Source organism: Pseudomonas sp. Yb2C2, from assembly GCF_052112325.1.
Lineage (GTDB): Bacteria > Pseudomonadota > Gammaproteobacteria > Pseudomonadales > Pseudomonadaceae > Aquipseudomonas > Aquipseudomonas marginalis.
Window position 1 is genome coordinate 146813 of record NZ_JAVAJK010000010.1, and the last position, 16001, is coordinate 162813.

Here is a 16001-nt window from a genome sequence, read left to right on the forward strand (position 1 = left end):
GCCTTCACCTGGGGGGGTTAGATGGCGACCAACTGGTCGGGCCAGCTCAGCTCGAATAAGGTGCCGCCGTTGTCGAGGTTCCGGCAGGTCGCGCGACCTCCATGGGACAGGGCAATCGCGCGTACGACGGCGAGCCCCAGGCCGCTGCCGCCCTGGGCGCGGGAGCGCGAGCTTTCGCCACGCTGGAACGGCTCAAAGATGTGCGTTGCAAACGCTTCTGCGATCCCCGGGCCTTCGTCCGCGACACTCAAGGTATTCAGGCCATCCTGGTTGCCCAGGCGCACCGTGACGTTGCCGGGGGTTGCATGGCGTTTCAGGTTGTCGAGCATGGCCAGCAAGGCTTGGCGAATCCGCGCCGGATCACACTGCACAGGCCGTTCGAGCAGGTCCAGGTGCAGCACGAACCCGCAGGCCTGCAGGCCCGGTTCGAACAGGCAGGCGTCGGCCTTGATCTCCTCGGCCAGGTCGGCACTCTGGATCTGCACTTCGAGGTAGCCGTTGTCCGCCAGGCCCACGACCCGCAGGTCCTCGATCAGGCGCGTCAGGCCTTCCACCTGGCCCAGCAGGCTGTAGAACTGCGCCTGGTCCGGGGTGAACACGCCTTCCGCCAACCCTTGCAGGCGGCCGCGCAGGATGGTCAGCGGGGTGCGCAGTTCATGTGCAATCGCGGCGTTCCAGAACGACTGCTCTTGCGCCATGCGTTTCAAGCGTTGGGCCATGCTGTTGAAGTCATCCACCAGCAAGGTGGCCTCTGCCAGTGAGCGGTCGGACGCCGTCGCCCGGGCATCGAGGTCACCATCGGCGAGCCGGCGAAGGCTGGCCGCGACCGAGTTCAAGGGCATCAGAATGCGCCGGGACAGTTTGATCGCCACCACGGCGCCCACCGCCAGGCTGATGCAGGTGATCAGCGCCATCCAGGCCCACTCCATGCCGGTGGGCAGCCATTCGTCCACGTCCAGATCCGACGGCGGCCAGAACGTCCAGAGCAACGCATAAAACACGTAGGAGCCGACCACGGCCAGGGCTATCACGCAGAGCACCACGGCGGACATCGACACGATGATCTGCCGGCTCAAACTGTTGGCGGTCTTCATGGCTGGCTCCCGAACCGGTAGCCGACCCCACGGATGCTGGCCGGTACGCCCTGGAGGCCGAGGTCTTCGATTTTGCGCCGCAACTTGCTGATATGGCTGTCGACGGTGCGCTCCAGGCTGTCGCTCTCGGGCGAACACAGGGCCAGCAACTCGGCGCGACTGAATACGCGCTTGGGGGCCTTGGCCAGTTGCGCCAACAATCTGAACTCGGTCACCGTCAGGTTGAGCCTGTGCGTGTGGGCACCGACCTGCACGCTGACTTCATGGCTGTCGATGTCGATTTCAAAGGCATTCACCCGCAGCACGCGCTGGTGGGCGCCGTAGCCATGATCGAGGGAGCGACGCAGCACCGCCTGGGTCCTGGCGACGACCTCGGCGGGGTTGAACGGCTTGACGATGTAGTCGTCGGCACCGATGCGCAGGCCCATGAGTTTGTCCATGTCCTGGTCCTGGGCGGTCAGCATGATCACCGGTGTGGTGCCTCGGTGGCGGATCTCGGCCAGGACCATCCAGCCATCCAGCTTCGGCATCAGCACGTCCAGCAGTACCAGGTCGGGCTTGAGCGATTGATGCAGTTCAAGGGCGCGGCGCCCATCCAGGGCATGGGCGGTCTGGAAGCCGCTGCGCTTGAGATAGGCCGCGAGGATGTCGGCGATTTCCGGCTCGTCTTCGGCGATCAGTACCAACGCCTGGCGTGGGGCCGCGAGGTCCGTCGGTGTCGATACAGGGTGTGATTCAGTCATGGTCGGCTCGGTCGTGCTGTTCGGTCATCGCAGTATGGCGAATTACCATGGGGCGACGAAGGCTACTGTGCACCACGAGCATGCGCTTTCATGGGAGGTTTTATGGAGAAACGATGGAGACGCGGGTTTATTCGCAAACAGCGTGATCAGGCGTAGCTGATCCTGTCGCTGTAGGCGTTTTGCGTCATGGTGCGCTGGTAGTCGCAGGGGGTGGTGCTGACCAGTTTCTTGAAGTCGCGCAGGAAGTGGGATTGGTCGGAAAACCCCAGGTCGAGGGCCAACTGCGAAAACGATACATCGTGCTGGGTATTGAGGGTGTCCAGGGCCGCCTGGCAGCGGATGATCCGGCAAAACGCCTTGGGTGACATGCCGGTATCCTGGTTGAACTGGCGGTGCAGGGTCCGGCTGGTGTAGCCGCTGAGGTCTTCGAGTTGCTGGATGCGGATATCGCCGCGATGGTGCAGCGTCTGCTGGATGATCATGGCGGTGAGTCGTGACGTCTTGCCCATCAGGCGCGGGGTCAGGTAGTCGTTGAACAGCCGCATCTGGTCGCCCAGCAGCGGTGCCTGGACGATGCTTTCGAAGAGGCGTTGGGCGAACTCGGAGACTTCCAGCAGATCGAGCTCCCGCTCGGTCAACTCTTCGGCCAGTACATTGACGAAGCCGGGGATCACACCCGGCGAAAAGCGCACGCCGAAATAGTGGTGGTGCTGGTGCAGCTCGACCGCCTGGGCCACCAGCGGGGTGCCGCAGATGCGCGCAGTCGGCCGCGTCGCATCACAGTCGAACAGGATATCCACGCAGCCATCCGGCACGGCCAGCAGGTTGGTCGATTGCGCCACATCGAAGGCATAGAAATGCGAGATCGCCGGGTGCGCGGACGGCATCACTGAATAGCGTGAAGAGTTGAGCACGAACCAGGGTTGTTCGTTCGCGGTGTGGAGCCGGGGAGTCGGCACACTCGGTTTGATCATGGTTGCTCCTTGGGCAGGCAGCGCCAGGGGAAAATCAACGCATTAATCGCGCCAACTATCGTCATACCCGACTGGGCGGCATGTCCGAAATTTACAATACCGCCGCCATCCCCCGCCCGATACTCGATCTCGACAGCGTGGAGCTGCGCCTACCGCAGCGATATCACCTTCAGCCCGAGAATAACTATGTCTACAACTACAAAAATCGATTTTATCTACCTCTCCGAGCAGGACATGATCCGCGCGGGTGTGACCGACATGCTGGCCTGCGTGAACACCATGGAGGAAATGTTCGGCCTGCTGTATGCCGGTGACTACCGCATGGCCGGCCCGAACAATGATTCCCATGGCGCGATGGTGATTTTCCCGCATGATTCGCCGTTCCCGAACATGCCCAAGCCCACCGCGGATCGGCGCATGATGGCCATGCCGGCCTACCTGGGCGGCAGCTTCTGCACCGCCGGGGTGAAATGGTACGGCTCCAATATCGCCAACCGCGAAAAAGGCCTGCCGCGTTCGATCCTGATGTTCACCCTGAACGACCCCGACACCGGCGCGCCGTTGGCCCATATGTCGGCCAACCTGCTGTCGGCGTACCGCACCGGTGCGATCCCCGGCGTGGGCGCACGCCACCTGGCGCGCAAGGACTCGAAAGTCGTCGGCCTGCTTGGCCCTGGCGTGATGGGCAAGACCACCCTGGCGGCCTTCATCGCGGTGTGCCCGCATATCGACACCCTGAAGATCAAGGGCCGTGGCCAGCAGAGCCTCGACAACTTTATCGCGTGGGTCGAACAGACGTATCCGCAGATCACCACGATAGAAGTGGTCGACACCCTCGAAGCGGTGGTCCGCGACTCGGACCTTGTTACTTATTGTAGCTCCGGTGCCACGGGCGACCCCTCGATCTACCCAATTGTGCGGCGTGAGTGGGTCAAGCCAGGTGCCTTCCTCGCGATGCCGGCGTCTTGCTCCCTCGACGCGGGAATGGAGCAGCCCGACGTACGCAAGGTGCTCGACAACACCGGTCTGTACCAGGCCTGGTTCGAGGAATTGCCCAAGCCTGCGCATCACAACGTGCCGGTCATTGGCGTGCGCTTCATGGACATGATTGCCGAAGGCAAGATGCAGCTCGATGACGTCGAAGACATCGGCAAGATCATCGCCGGGGCCGCGCCTGGCCGCAGGAACGATGAGGAAATCATCATCATGTCGGTGGGCGGCATGCCCGTCGAAGACGTGGCCTGGGGCACGGTGGTGTACCGCAACGCCGTCAAGCACGGCATCGGCGTGACCTTGAACCTGTGGGAAACCCCGGAGCTGCGCTGAGCCGTAGCTTCATTCACTTTGACGAGGCATCCGACATGACAAAAATCACCAAGCTCAAGACCGGTTCACCATTCGAAGACCAGGCCAGCTATTCGCGTCTGGTGTGCGTGGACAACTGGATCTACGTGTCCAACACCGCCGGCCGCAACCCCCAGACCAAGCTGATCCCGGAGGATGTCCTGGAACAGGCGCACCAGGTGTTCGCCAACATCGAATCGGCCCTCAAGGCTGTCGATTCGAGCCTGGCCGACGTGGTGTGTTCGCGGGTGTTCATCCAGGACCCCAAGGACGTGCCGGCGGTGATGGGCCTGATCGGCGAGAAGTTTCGCGGCGTCGACCCGGCCAGCACCGTGACCTGCCCGCCACTGGGCTCGACGGTCTACAAGGTAGAGCTGGAAGTGACGGCGTATCGCAACGCGTCGAAGGCGCAGGTCGACCTCATTCGCCTGTCGCAATAATCGTCACGCGGCCATGCACAGGCCTGGCCGCCCTTATTCGTTTACCGAGTCCTGACCATGGCACCGACAATAGCGCCCGTGACAACCTCCACCGTGTTTCCCAGCGCGACCGCCGTCGTCATCATTGGCGGCGGGATCATCGGCCTCACGGCTGCGCTGACCTTGGCTGAGCGCAATATCGCCGTGGTGGTCCTGGAAAAAGGCCGGATCGCCGCCGAACAGTCGTCCCGCAACCTGGGTTGGGTGCGCAAGACCAGCCGCCACGCGGCCGACATCCCGCTGGCCCTGGCCGCCGACCGCTTGTGGGCGCAGATGCCCGAGCGGGTAGGGGCGGATGTGGGGTATCGCCAGGAAGGCATCATGTTTGTCGGGCGCACCCCGGCGCAAATGGCAATGCACGAGGGCTGGCTCAAGTCGGTGGAGCATTTGTCGCTGGATTCACGCCTGCTCAGCAAGCGTGAGATCGACGCGCTGGTGCCAGGCGGCACGGGTGACTGGGCCGGTGGCATCTTTACCCCTTCCGATGCGCGTGCCGAACCGACGCTGGCCAGCAGCGCGATTGCCAGGGCCGCCATGGACAGGGGCGTGGTGATCATCGAGCAATGCGCGGTGCGTACGCTGCAGATGTCCGGCGGCACGGTCAGCGGTGTGGTCACGGAAAAGGGCGAAATCCGTTGTGATCATGTGCTGCTGGCGGGGGGCATGTGGTCAAGGCGCTTTCTGGGCAACCTCGGTGTGGCGTTGCCGACCTTGCCCCTGACCTGCTCGGTACTGCGTACCCACCCCATGGAGGGGCCGACGCAGATCGCGGTCGGCGCGCCGGACTTTTCGTTTCGCAAGCACCAGGACGGCGGTTTCATCATTACCCAACGGGGTAAGTTGGATGCGTTCCTGACCCTCGACCATCTGCTGCTCGCCAAGCAATACATGCCGCAGTTCCGTGCGCAACGCAGTGTGCTGAACGTGTCGCTGGGCAAGCCGTTCATCAATGACCTGGCCCTGGCGCGGCGTTGGCGCGCCGACAGCGTCAGCCCGTTCGAGCGCGTCAGGGTGCAGGATCCGGCGGCCAACCCGCGCCTCAATAGCGACGCGATGAACAACCTGATGGCGGCCTGGCCGGTGTTTGAACAGGCACGGATCGCCCAGGCCTGGGCCGGCACTATCGACGTGACACCCGATTCCAACCCGGTCATCGGCCCGGTCGCGCAGATTCCGGGGCTGACCGTGGCCACCGGTTTTTCGGGGCACGGCTTCGGTACATCGCCGGCGGCGGGTCATCTCGCCGCGGACCTGGTCAGTGGGCATGCACCGATCATTGACCCAAGCCCTTATCGCTTCGACCGTTTCTAAAGGAGCAAGCCCATGCCTGCAGACAGCTGTTTCTTCACCAACCGTTCGGGCCTGCGCCTGCACTATTTGCGCTGGGGCGCATCGAGTGGCGTGCCCCTGGTGCTGTTGCACGGCCTGCGCGCCTATGCCCAGACCTGGGAGTCGCTGGTGCAATCCCTGGGGGAGGGCTACTGCATCTATGCCCTCGACCAGCGTGGTCGTGGGTTGAGCGACTGGGCCGAGCCCTCCACGTATCACACCCAATCCTATGTCGAGGACCTTGAGGATCTGATCGCCCATGTCGGCCTGCAGCGTTTTGTCCTGCTCGGGCATTCATTGGGCGGCGCCAACGCCCTCGAGTATGCGCGGAAACATCCGGGACGCTTGCTGGGGTTGCTGATCGAGGACATCGGCCCCGGCTCTTCAACCCAGGGCGATGGCGCCGCACGTATCCGCCGCGAGATGGGCCAGACGCCGTTGCAGTTCGACAATTGGGACGCAGCCCGTGGGTTCTGGAGGGCTTCGCGCCCGGGGTTATCGGAGCAGGGCCTGGCGTCGAGGCTGGCGCATTCGATGCAGGAACGCGACGGTGTGATTGGCTGGCGCCATGATCAGCAGGGGATTGCCCAGGCCCGCCTGAGTATCGAGCCGACGGACCTGTGGCCAGCGGTGCGTGCGCTGGATTGCCCCAGCCTGTTCATTCGCGGTGGTCGCTCGGACTTCCTGCCGCCGACGACGCTGCAGGCGATGAGGGCCAGCAACCCCCATGTGCGGACGGTGGAGGTCGCCGACGCGAGCCACTATGTGCACGACGATCAGGGCGCGGTGTTCAACGCGCTGATCGCAGGCTTTCTGGCGAACCTTGACCCGCCGAGGCAATGAGCGGCGGCCGCCCGCCAATGTCGATATCAGGCACCGGCGTGCCGCTATGAGGCTATTTTTGCGGCGCGCAGGCCGCGTACTGTGACCCGTCATTAAGAAACGATGATCGCCTGACCTTCCAGTCAGTACGTCTTAACGTCGATCACAGAGAATAAAAAACAACGATGAATAGCCTGATTTCCAAGGACTCCAACGGCCAGCTGGCGCAGGGCTTCAAGCCGCGTCATGTCACCATGCTCTCCATTGCAGGCATTATCGGCGCGGGGCTGTTTGTCGGCTCCGGGCACGCCATCGCGGCGGCGGGGCCGGCCGTGATGCTGGCGTATCTGTTTTCCGGCCTGTTGGTGGTGCTGGTCATGCGCATGCTGGGGGAGATGGCGGTGGCCAACCCCGACACCGGCTCATTCTCGACCTACGCCGACCAGGCCATCGGCCGCTGGGCCGGGTTTACGATCGGCTGGCTGTACTGGTGGTTCTGGGTGCTGGTGATTCCCATCGAAGCCCTGGCCGCCGGGCATATCCTCAACCAGTGGTTCCCGCAGATCGACGCTTGGCTGTTCGCCTTGTTGTCGATCTTTTTGCTGGTGGTCACCAATTTGTTCAGCGTCTCCAAGTACGGCGAATTCGAGTTCTGGTTTGCCATGGCCAAGGTGGTGGCGATCATCGGCTTCATCGGCCTGGGAGGCGCGGTGCTGATGGGCTGGATTCCCGAGCGGGAGGCCAGCGGCTTGAGTCGCCTGATGGAAGAACACGGTGGTTTCGCGCCTAACGGCCTGTCGGCGGTGGTCGGGGCATTCATCACCATCATGTTCAGCTTTATCGGCACGGAAGCCGTCACCATCGCGGCTGCCGAGTCCAATAACCCGGCGCAGAATATCGCCCGGGCCACGCGCTCGGTGATGTGGCGCATCGGCGTGTTCTACGTGTTGTCGATCTTCGTCGTGATTTCCGTGGTGCCGTGGAATGACCCGCTGTTGGCGTCGGTAGGCTCTTATCAGCGCGCCCTGGAACTGATGAACATTCCCCATGCCAAGTTACTGGTGGACGTGGTGGTGTTGATTGCCGTGGCGAGCTGCATGAACTCGTCCATCTACATTGCCTCACGCATGCTGTATTCCCTGGGCAAGCGCGGGGATGCACCCTCGCTGATGAAAAAGACCTCCGCCGCGAGTGTGCCGAGGGCCGCCGTGATCGCCAGCACGATCCTCGGGGCTGGCGTGACCTTGCTCAGTTACTTCATGCCGGCCGGATTGTTCCAGTTTCTGCTGGCCAGCTCGGGCGCCATCGCTTTGCTGGTGTACCTGGTGATCGCCGTGTCGCAACTGCGCATGCGCAAGGTCCTGCAACGCCGCAATGTCACCCTGACGTTCAAGATGTGGCTGTTTCCCTGGCTGACCTGGGTGGTCATCGTCTTCATCTGTTGCGCATTGGCGGTGATGCTGTTGACGCCCGAGCACCGCTTTGAGGTGTCGTCGACCATCGGCCTGGCCTTGCTGATTTCCCTGGTCGGCGTGATCACGGCGCGGCAGCCCGACCGCACCCAAAAATCGATCCCCCTGGCTTCGCGCCCATGAACCCCCGGACGGTCACCGGTTTGGTATTCGTGCTGCTGGATCAGTTCACCCTGATCTCGTTGGCGTCGGCGGTAGAGCCGCTGCGCATGGCCAACCAACTGTCCGGCCAGGAGTTGTATCGTTGGCACACCGCCAGTGTCGACGGTCATCCTGTGTGGGCCAGCGACGGCATGCCCATCACGCCGGACTGTTCCATAGCCGCTGCGCCCTCTGCGGATATCGTCGTGGTGTGCGGCGGCACGGGTATTCAACACACCCTGAGCGACGAGCTGATGAAGTGGCTGCGGACCCAGGCGCGTTATTCCAAGCGCCTGGGCGGTATTTGTACCGGCAGTTGGGTATTGGCCCGGGCGGGGCTGCTCGACGGGTTTGAATGCAGCGTGCATTGGGAGTGGCTGGCGGCCATGCAGGAAGCCTTTCCACGGGTGAGCCTCAGCGCCAGCGTGTTCACCCTCGACCGCGATCGCCTGACCAGCTCGGGCGGCACTGCGCCCATGGACATGATGCTGCACCTGATCGGCCGTGAGCATGGGCATGAGTTGTCGGCGGCGATTTCGGACATGTTCGTGTACGAGCGCATGCGCAACGAGCAGGACCATCAGCGCGTGCCGCTCAAGCATATGCTCGGCACCCAGCAACCGAAGCTGCAGGAAATCGTCGCGCTGATGGAGGCCAACCTGGAAGAACCGATCGACCTGGATGAATTGGCCGAGTACGTGGCCCTGTCACGCCGGCAGCTTGAGCGCATGTTCCAGAAGTACCTGCACTGTTCGCCCTCGCGCTACTACCTGCGGTTGCGGCTGATCCGCGCGCGCCAGTTGCTCAAGCAAACCCCCATTTCGATCGTGGAGTTGGCCTTGCTCTGCGGGTTTGTGTCCACGCCGCACTTCTCCAAATGCTACCGCGAATACTTTGGCGTGCCGCCCAGCGACGAGCGCCTGGTGACGGCGGGCGAGCAAACCGGCATGTTGAGGCCGATGATTCGCGCCGTACCGGTGACGATGCCAATGAGTGCCCTGGAGCAGGCGCGGGGGGAATCTACCTTTGCCAGTGTCCGGCTCAAGGCCAGGCGCTGAGAGTACGGTGAGTGGCGCTGATCAGCGACGCTTGCGTTTCGAATTTCAGGCCCCACTCACGCTGGCTTCAAACCCGCATGAACGCCTTGATTCTCTCGCCGCACTGATCGGCACGAATCATCCCAGGCGCCGCATCCAGCGCAACCAGGCCGTCCTCCATGAAAATCACCCGGTCGGAAATGGACAGGGCGAAATCCATCTCGTGAGTCACGATCAGCATGGTCATGCCTTCTTTGGCCAGGTCGCCGATGACCTTGAGCACGTCGCCCACCAGTTCCGGGTCAAGGGCTGATGTCGGCTCATCAAACAGCATGATGTGCGGGTCCATGGCCAATGCGCGGGCGATTGCCACGCGTTGTTGCTGACCGCCAGACAACTGATGCGGATACTTGTGCGCGTGAGCCAGCAGTCCGACCTTGTCCAGCAGGGCGTAGGCGCGCTGCTCGCTGATGAGCTTGTCGCGGCCGTGATAGCGCGGCGCGAGGGTGACGTTGTCGAGAATGGTGCGATGGGGAAACAGGTTGAAGCCCTGGAACACCATGCCGATGTGCTGTACCCCACGGCGTACTTGTTGCGTGTTGGTGTTATCACCGGCGTGGATATAGCTTTCGCCGAACAGAATGATCTCGCCTTGGTCGATGCTTTCCAGGGCGTTGACGGTGCGGATCAGCGAGGTTTTTCCCGAGCCCGACGGGCCGATGATGGAAATCACCTGACCCGCATTTACATCAAGGTTGATGCCCTTGAGCACAGCGTGCTGGCCGTAGCGCTTGTGAATGTCGACCAGTTGCAGGGCGGGTGCCGAGCCAGGCCCGGAGGTTTTCCGAGCGCTTGCCGAAGGAGGGGCGGGTTGTGATGCGCGTAGGCGCCCCATGCTGGTGTCATCCAGCGTCTGGGGTATGCGGTTGTTGAGTTCCAGGTGGTGCTCCAGCCAATGAAACAACCAGCCGAGCACGGTCACGATCAGCACGTAATACACCGCCACAGCCGAGAGGGTTTCCATCACCAGGAAGTTTTGCGCGTAAAGGCGCTGGCCCACGGTCAACAGTTCGGTCAAGGAAATCACCGAGACCAGCGAGGTCAGTTTCACCACGGTGATGTATTCGTTGATCAGCGTCGGCAGGGAAATGCGGAACGCCTGGGGGATCACGATCAGGCGCTGCAAACCGATCAGGCCGATGCCCAGCGCGCGGCCGGCCTCTTTTTGGCCTTTGACCACGGATATCAAGCCGCCACGGTGGATTTCCGCCATATAGGCTGCTTCGGTGACCACCAGGGCCAACAGGCCGGAATAGAACGGGTTGGACAGGACGCCACGGGTGACCGGGAACATCTGCGGCAGGTTATAGACGAACACCACCAATACCAGCAGCGGCACGCTGCGAAAGAACCAGATATAAATCGACGCCGGCACGCTGATCCAACGCGCGGCCGAAAGCTTGGCCGAAGCCAGCAGGAAGCCCAGCAGCATGCCGATGAACCAGGCCAGCGTGCTGAGCTCCACCACCGTAATGCAGGCTTTCCAGAAGTCCGAGAGCGAAAACAGAGAAAAAAAGTAAGGCCATTCAAATTGCATGTGTCTCTCCAACTGCTGGCGTCGACACAGGCTTTACCTGGGCCGGGCAGTCAAGCGAAAGCCGCCGACTGTGGGAGCGGCTGCGCTCCCACAGGGCTGCACTGAGTCAGTTAGTCGGTTCTTCGAGGTTGTATTTCTTCAACAGGGCGGCGTATTCACCGGAGGCCTTGCTCGCCTCAAAGGCCTTGAGCAGTGCCTGATAGAGCGCGTCGTTGCCTTTCTTGACGTAAATGCCCAGCGTCTGCTGGTAGATCGAGTGCTCGGTGCTCACCACGACGCGGCCCTTGGTGCGTTCTGCGATCATGCCGGCGGCGCCGTCGATCTCCACCTGAGCCTGCACATTGCCGGAGAGCAGCGCCTGGGTTACCTCCGGTGCGGACGGGAACTCGCTGACCATAATCGCGCCCTTGTTATTCGGGGTGCAGTAGTCGGTCGAGAGCGTGTTGAACTGCGTCACCCACGTGGTGCCTTTTTCCAGGCCGACTTTCAGGCCGCAGAGGTCTTCCGGTACTTTCGGTTTCAGCGGGCTGTCCTTCAGCACCATGATCGCTGCGCCGGTCTGGGCGTAGGGGATGGTTTGCGCTTGCGTCTGCCGCTGGGGCGTGATGTACATGCCGGAGATGATCGCGTCGTAGTGGCCGGCGTTCAGGCTGAGGATCAGGTTGGAAAACTTGGTGTCGACGAAGTCGGCCTTGAGGTCCAGGTGCTTGGCGAGCAGGTGCGCCAGCTCGGGGTCGGAACCGACGACGTTTTTATGTTCGTCGTATGACTCAAAGGGCGGATAGGTGATTTCCATGCCGATCTTGAGTACGCCGGGCGTCACCGTCGTTGCTGCATGGGCGCCGGCCGCACCAAGGAGTGCGACGGCCAGCAGGGTCAAGCGGACAGCATGATTGATTGGATTGCGCATCATCGATGACTCCACGTCGGTAAAGTAGGGTTGGGCGGGTGGTTAAACAGGGCGGTGTGACCAGGCTGAGGGTTGCATCAGGACGCGTCCTGCGCCTGGCTCTTCAAGTGACCGAAACTCGATGGCTTGCGCGCTTTCTCGTACAGCGTGAGTTCGCCCTGTTCGACTTTGCGGCGCAGGTACTGATAGGTCTGCAACGCTTGGCCGAACATGTGCTCACCGATGGTGATTTCCTGGTAATCCCTAGCGCCTTCAAGAAAAGCGCCTTCAAGAAACTGTGGCAGTGGCTTGATCTGCGTATGGAAGTCGCACGCGTAGAAGAGTGGGAAGGCGTAGCGCTCTTCGCTGACGGTTCGCACTCGGTGAGCCGTAGCGACAAACGTACCCGCGGTCATGACCTCCAGCATGTCGCCGATGTTGACCACAAAGGCACCGTCCACGGGTGGCGCATCAATCCATTGGCCTTGATCGTTCATCACCTCGAGACCTGGCTTGTCTGCAAGCAAAATGGTGAAGCACTCGTAGTCGGTATGCGCACCAATGCCGGGTGCGTCTTGGGCGGCCAGGTCAAAGGGGTAGTGAATCAGGCGCAGTTTCGACGGTGGGCGGGTAACCAGTGCCTCGAAATAGTCCTCTTCCAGGCCTAATGCGAGCGCGAAGCCCTTGAACAGGCGACGCCCCAGCGCAAACACCGCAGCGTAGTACGCTTCGACGGCGGGACGGAAACCCGGCAGGTCCGGCCATTCATTGGCCCCGATCAAGGGGGTCCCGGCCCTGACCAGCGGATCGTCTTCGCCCACTTCAAAACCGATATCGAACGCCTCCTTGTGGTCCGGTTTGCCTTTGGCATAGACCTCTTCGCCTTCAGGCACAAACCCCTTGTGGCTGCGGGAGGTGCCGATGTAATGCTGCATCTTGTACGCAAGGGATTGCGCAAACAGGTCCTTCGCCGCGTGACGCACGCCGTCGATCAACGACGACTCGATGCCGTGGTTCTTGATGTACAGAAAACCCACTGCGCGTGCGGCGTTACCGAGTTCTTCGGCCACTGCCTGGCGCTGTGTGATGTCGTCGCTGTACAGCCCGGCGATGTCCACCAGCGGAATGCGATTGAAGTTGGCGGCCTTTGGCGTTTGGTCAGGCATGAAGTAACGCTCCTTATCGGGTTGAGGCGCCGCTGAAACGCCGGAAATGCTCGCGCTCGGTATTTGCCATCCACACATTCAGCGACCACAGGTCGGCCACCGGCACATTGGTGAAGGGCAGGTGATGCAGGTAGCCGTCGGCACCGAACTCCGGTGTCAGCGTGCTGACCTGATAGCCGCGACTTTCCTGGGATCGCCAGATGGCCTCCCAATGCTGCTGATGGAAGGCCAGCGCTTGGGTGTACTCGGGAGCGGCGGGGTGGGGAACCTGGGGCCCCTGGTCATAACCGACCCGGGCTTGAATGTGGTGAACGCGCTCGACGAAAGCGCTGAGGTCATCTTCCGGATCGTTGAGCAGACGCTCGCAGGTGACGACCCAATGACTGATGTCGCTGGTGAAGCGCAGGTCCGGCAGTTGACGGATCAGCTCGAGGGTGACCCAGGGGTTGAACAACGAGCGCGCACGATGGGTTTCAAAGGCGCACACCTGGCCGTGCTTGCGCGCGACGTCCATCGCGCGGCCAAAGAAGTCGACTTGCTGTGCCAGTGGCCAGCGGTCGTTGCCAGCCAGCAGGTTGATGAAGCGCGGCGACAACTCAGCCGCCCAAGCGAGTTTTTTATCGAGGTCCAGAAGGTGTTCGTCGACGCTCGCCGATTGTTGCGGCAGAACATCGTAGGCGCTGAAGACGGTACTGATATAGCTGACATGGTTGGCGCGTAGAAAGGCTGCGAACTCGGCGCGTTCGCTGGCGGTCATGGGCAGGCGGGCTTCCATCCCATCGAACCCGGCCTCAAGCAACTCTTCGAGCGCTTGTGCCTTGCTTGCGGTGTAGCCCCACAACGTTCGGAATACTTCCAATTTCATCGATCTGCTCCAAAGGTGCCTTCGCATGATTGACACAGCGGCGTTTCGGCGTGGACCGAAACGCACAAAAAACGGCAGTGACAATCAGAAAAGGCAATCTTCGGGCCCCATCTCTGTGGAAAGGCTCCTTTGTTGCCGCCAATAGTAGGGAGGGGCGCTTGGCGGAAAGAATAGGGAAGTGCAAATAGATAGTTCAGAGATTTCTAAACTATTGTTCAGTGCGGCTCAGGGTGGCGTCATGGGTTAAAACGCGGTTATGACGGTTACCCCTGCCGTCTCGAAGCGGTCCATGTTCGTCAACGCGTCGATGGACTGTTCCAGGCTGATGGTTTTACCCACGAGTTTTTCAGGCGCCAGCTTGCCTGAGGTGATCATCTCGATCATGGCGCCATAGCGATGCGCCTGCATGCCGTGGCTACCGTAGATCTCAAGCTCATGGGCGATAACCTTGCTCATGGGGATCGCCGGCGTGGCGTGATCAGCGAGCATCAGCCCGACCTGGACGTGCTTGCCGCGACGGCGCAGGTTGTTGATGGAGTTGAAACAGGTGGTTGGGTGGCCCAAGGCGTCCAGCGAGACGTGGGCACCGCCCTGGGTGATTTCCAGCACGGCTTCGGTGACGTCTGCGACGTACTGGGCATTAATGGTGGCGACAGCGCCGAGGGCACGCGCCAGATCGAGTTTTTCCTGGGAAATATCGATGGCGATCACGTTCGCGCCAATGGCCTGGGCGATCATCACCGCAGACAGGCCTACACCTCCGCAGCCGTGAACCGCGACCCACTGACCGGCGCTGACGTTGCCTTGGTCGACGACTGCACGGAACGAGGTGGCGAAGCGACAACCCAGGCTTGCGGCGGTAGCGAAGTCCATGCTCTCAGGCAGCGCGACCAGGTTCAGATCGGCCTGGTGGATGCCGACGTACTCGGCAAAAGACCCCCAATGAGTGAAGCCTGGCTGGAATTGCGTGTGGCACACCTGCTGATTGCCGCTGTTGCACTGCGCACAGGCACCACAGCCACCCACGAACGGCACGGTCACCCGGTCGCCGACCTTCCACCGCGTGACGCCGTGGCCCACCTCGGCCACGATGCCCGCCAGCTCATGACCCGGTACATGGGGCAGTTCAATGTCGGGGTCATGACCTTTCCAGCCATGCCAGTCGCTGCGGCACACCCCGGTGCCAAGCACCTGGATCACCACGCCATGACGTTCCGGGGATGGATCGGCCACGTTCATCAGGCGCGGCGGTTTGGAAAAGGCTTCGTAGACGACTGCTTTCATTCAAATTACCTCGGCTTGGAGGGGCGATTCAGGCATTGCCATTATGAATGAGCGCCTTGAAATTACCTTTCAAGTTGCAATTGACCGAGCGCAAGAATTGAAATTAACCTTCATTTTTAAGCCTGAATTTGAGGGGTTATTTCATGGTTGAGCAGCTCGATAAAGCGGACATTGCAATATCGGAGCGTTTGCAGCGGGACGGCAAGCTGTCGAATGTCAAGCTGGCCGAGCAGCTGTCCCTCAGCGAAGCGTCCTGTTGGCGCAAGCAAAGACGGCTGGAAGAATGCGGGGTGATCGAGGGATACCAAGCCATTCTCAATCGAAAGAAACTCGGGCTGGGCCTGAAGGCGTTTGTCCAGATCTCCTGCACGGATCACAGCGAAGAAGCCACGGCAACGTTTGAAAAGATTATCCAGGCGGCCCCGCAGGTATTGAGTTGCCATAACACAACGGGGGAGGCGGACTTTCTACTTGAGGTGGTTGCACGGGACCTGGACAGCTATAGCCGCTTTGTCGAAACAGTGCTGAGGAAGCTCCCTGGGGTTTCAAGTATTCGCTCGAACCTCTCCCTGCGAGAGATGAAGACCACTCATCGACTCCCCGTCAGCGAGCTCTTGAGCATCTGAAGGCTGTCGGGCACGTCGAGAACCATCGTTCGTCCGGACAATCGAGCATTTCGGCACTGTTATCGAGCATTTCGGCACAGTCTCCCGGTTTTGTTCAACCTAGACTCGAGCTTCACTTCAAGACTCAGCTGGAGCCGCA

At 61.5% G+C, this 16001-nt stretch carries 15 protein-coding genes; 7 read left to right on the forward strand and 8 right to left on the reverse strand.

Translation table 11 applies throughout. The features are described from left to right. Positions 1 to 17 precede the first annotated feature (17 nt). From Q8X51_RS16085 to Q8X51_RS16095, 3 genes are all read right to left on the reverse strand, one after another. The gene (locus Q8X51_RS16085) at positions 18 to 1094 is read right to left on the reverse strand and encodes an ATP-binding protein (RefSeq protein WP_065946943.1); all 1077 of its coding nucleotides are present in this window, start codon (positions 1092 to 1094) and stop codon (positions 18 to 20) included. Beyond that, a complete protein-coding gene (locus tag Q8X51_RS16090) occupies positions 1091 to 1837 on the reverse strand; it encodes a response regulator (RefSeq protein WP_065927443.1) in 747 nt (248 codons plus the stop codon). Before Q8X51_RS16090 ends, Q8X51_RS16085 begins: the two co-directional genes overlap by 4 nt. Before the next feature lie 146 nt (positions 1838 to 1983). Next, a complete protein-coding gene (locus Q8X51_RS16095; RefSeq protein ID WP_407694421.1) occupies positions 1984 to 2811 on the reverse strand; it encodes an AraC family transcriptional regulator in 828 nt (275 codons plus the stop codon). A 186-nt stretch (positions 2812 to 2997) separates the two neighbouring features. On the opposite strand from Q8X51_RS16095, the gene Q8X51_RS16100 reads away from it, so the two are divergent. From Q8X51_RS16100 to Q8X51_RS16125, 6 genes are all read left to right on the forward strand, one after another. Further along, positions 2998 to 4137 carry a tyramine oxidase subunit B gene (locus Q8X51_RS16100; protein ID WP_065946945.1) on the forward strand — a complete coding sequence of 380 codons (1140 nt, stop codon included), beginning with the start codon at positions 2998 to 3000 and terminating at the stop codon, positions 4135 to 4137. Between the two features lie 35 nt (positions 4138 to 4172). Continuing rightward, on the forward strand, positions 4173 to 4595 hold the full coding sequence (locus Q8X51_RS16105; RefSeq protein WP_027606668.1) for a RidA family protein: 423 nt from the start codon (positions 4173 to 4175) through the stop codon (positions 4593 to 4595). Positions 4596 to 4652: 57 nt separating this feature from the next. Continuing rightward, on the forward strand, positions 4653 to 5945 hold the full coding sequence (locus Q8X51_RS16110) for an NAD(P)/FAD-dependent oxidoreductase (protein ID WP_065927446.1): 1293 nt from the start codon (positions 4653 to 4655) through the stop codon (positions 5943 to 5945). A gap of 12 nt (positions 5946 to 5957) precedes the next feature. Then, positions 5958 to 6806, forward strand: a complete 849-nt coding sequence (locus Q8X51_RS16115; RefSeq protein ID WP_407694420.1) for an alpha/beta fold hydrolase — start codon at positions 5958 to 5960, stop codon at positions 6804 to 6806. Between the two features lie 164 nt (positions 6807 to 6970). Further along, positions 6971 to 8380, forward strand: coding sequence for a GABA permease (gene gabP / locus Q8X51_RS16120; RefSeq protein WP_074846849.1), 1410 nt, complete (start codon positions 6971 to 6973; stop codon positions 8378 to 8380). Beyond that, positions 8377 to 9456, forward strand: a complete 1080-nt coding sequence (locus Q8X51_RS16125; protein ID WP_407694419.1) for a GlxA family transcriptional regulator — start codon at positions 8377 to 8379, stop codon at positions 9454 to 9456. Before gabP ends, Q8X51_RS16125 begins: the two co-directional genes overlap by 4 nt. A 67-nt stretch (positions 9457 to 9523) precedes the next feature. Here Q8X51_RS16125 and Q8X51_RS16130 read toward each other — a convergent pair whose 3' ends face one another. From Q8X51_RS16130 to Q8X51_RS16150, 5 genes are all read right to left on the reverse strand, one after another. Beyond that, entirely contained in the window at positions 9524 to 11032 is a 1509-nt protein-coding gene (locus Q8X51_RS16130; protein WP_407694418.1) for an amino acid ABC transporter permease/ATP-binding protein, read from the reverse strand. Positions 11033 to 11138: 106 nt separating this feature from the next. Continuing rightward, entirely contained in the window at positions 11139 to 11942 is an 804-nt protein-coding gene (locus Q8X51_RS16135; RefSeq protein ID WP_407694462.1) for an ABC transporter substrate-binding protein, read from the reverse strand. Between the two features lie 77 nt (positions 11943 to 12019). Continuing rightward, the gene (locus tag Q8X51_RS16140; protein ID WP_065927451.1) at positions 12020 to 13087 is read right to left on the reverse strand and encodes an isopenicillin N synthase family dioxygenase; all 1068 of its coding nucleotides are present in this window, start codon (positions 13085 to 13087) and stop codon (positions 12020 to 12022) included. Between the two features lie 13 nt (positions 13088 to 13100). Then, on the reverse strand, positions 13101 to 13952 hold the full coding sequence (locus tag Q8X51_RS16145) for a sugar phosphate isomerase/epimerase family protein (protein ID WP_065927452.1): 852 nt from the start codon (positions 13950 to 13952) through the stop codon (positions 13101 to 13103). A gap of 243 nt (positions 13953 to 14195) precedes the next feature. Further along, positions 14196 to 15236, reverse strand: a complete 1041-nt coding sequence (locus Q8X51_RS16150) for a zinc-dependent alcohol dehydrogenase family protein (RefSeq protein WP_407694417.1) — start codon at positions 15234 to 15236, stop codon at positions 14196 to 14198. A 143-nt stretch (positions 15237 to 15379) separates the two neighbouring features. Here Q8X51_RS16150 and Q8X51_RS16155 point away from each other — a divergent pair, with 143 nt between their 5' ends. Beyond that, positions 15380 to 15862, forward strand: coding sequence for an Lrp/AsnC family transcriptional regulator (locus tag Q8X51_RS16155; protein WP_065927454.1), 483 nt, complete (start codon positions 15380 to 15382; stop codon positions 15860 to 15862). Positions 15863 to 16001 lie beyond the last annotated feature (139 nt).

Coding starts and splice junctions, on each gene's coding strand:
- Q8X51_RS16085 (WP_065946943.1), bottom strand. CDS start 1,094: ATGAAGACCGCCAACAGTTTGAGCCGGCAGATCATCGTGTCGATGTCC.
- Q8X51_RS16090 (WP_065927443.1), bottom strand. CDS start 1,837: ATGACTGAATCACACCCTGTATCGACACCGACGGACCTCGCGGCCCCA.
- Q8X51_RS16095 (WP_407694421.1), bottom strand. CDS start 2,811: ATGATCAAACCGAGTGTGCCGACTCCCCGGCTCCACACCGCGAACGAA.
- Q8X51_RS16100 (WP_065946945.1), top strand. CDS start 2,998: ATGTCTACAACTACAAAAATCGATTTTATCTACCTCTCCGAGCAGGAC.
- Q8X51_RS16105 (WP_027606668.1), top strand. CDS start 4,173: ATGACAAAAATCACCAAGCTCAAGACCGGTTCACCATTCGAAGACCAG.
- Q8X51_RS16110 (WP_065927446.1), top strand. CDS start 4,653: ATGGCACCGACAATAGCGCCCGTGACAACCTCCACCGTGTTTCCCAGC.
- Q8X51_RS16115 (WP_407694420.1), top strand. CDS start 5,958: ATGCCTGCAGACAGCTGTTTCTTCACCAACCGTTCGGGCCTGCGCCTG.
- gabP (WP_074846849.1), top strand. CDS start 6,971: ATGAATAGCCTGATTTCCAAGGACTCCAACGGCCAGCTGGCGCAGGGC.
- Q8X51_RS16125 (WP_407694419.1), top strand. CDS start 8,377: ATGAACCCCCGGACGGTCACCGGTTTGGTATTCGTGCTGCTGGATCAG.
- Q8X51_RS16130 (WP_407694418.1), bottom strand. CDS start 11,032: ATGCAATTTGAATGGCCTTACTTTTTTTCTCTGTTTTCGCTCTCGGAC.
- Q8X51_RS16135 (WP_407694462.1), bottom strand. CDS start 11,942: ATGCGCAATCCAATCAATCATGCTGTCCGCTTGACCCTGCTGGCCGTC.
- Q8X51_RS16140 (WP_065927451.1), bottom strand. CDS start 13,087: ATGCCTGACCAAACGCCAAAGGCCGCCAACTTCAATCGCATTCCGCTG.
- Q8X51_RS16145 (WP_065927452.1), bottom strand. CDS start 13,952: ATGAAATTGGAAGTATTCCGAACGTTGTGGGGCTACACCGCAAGCAAG.
- Q8X51_RS16150 (WP_407694417.1), bottom strand. CDS start 15,236: ATGAAAGCAGTCGTCTACGAAGCCTTTTCCAAACCGCCGCGCCTGATG.
- Q8X51_RS16155 (WP_065927454.1), top strand. CDS start 15,380: ATGGTTGAGCAGCTCGATAAAGCGGACATTGCAATATCGGAGCGTTTG.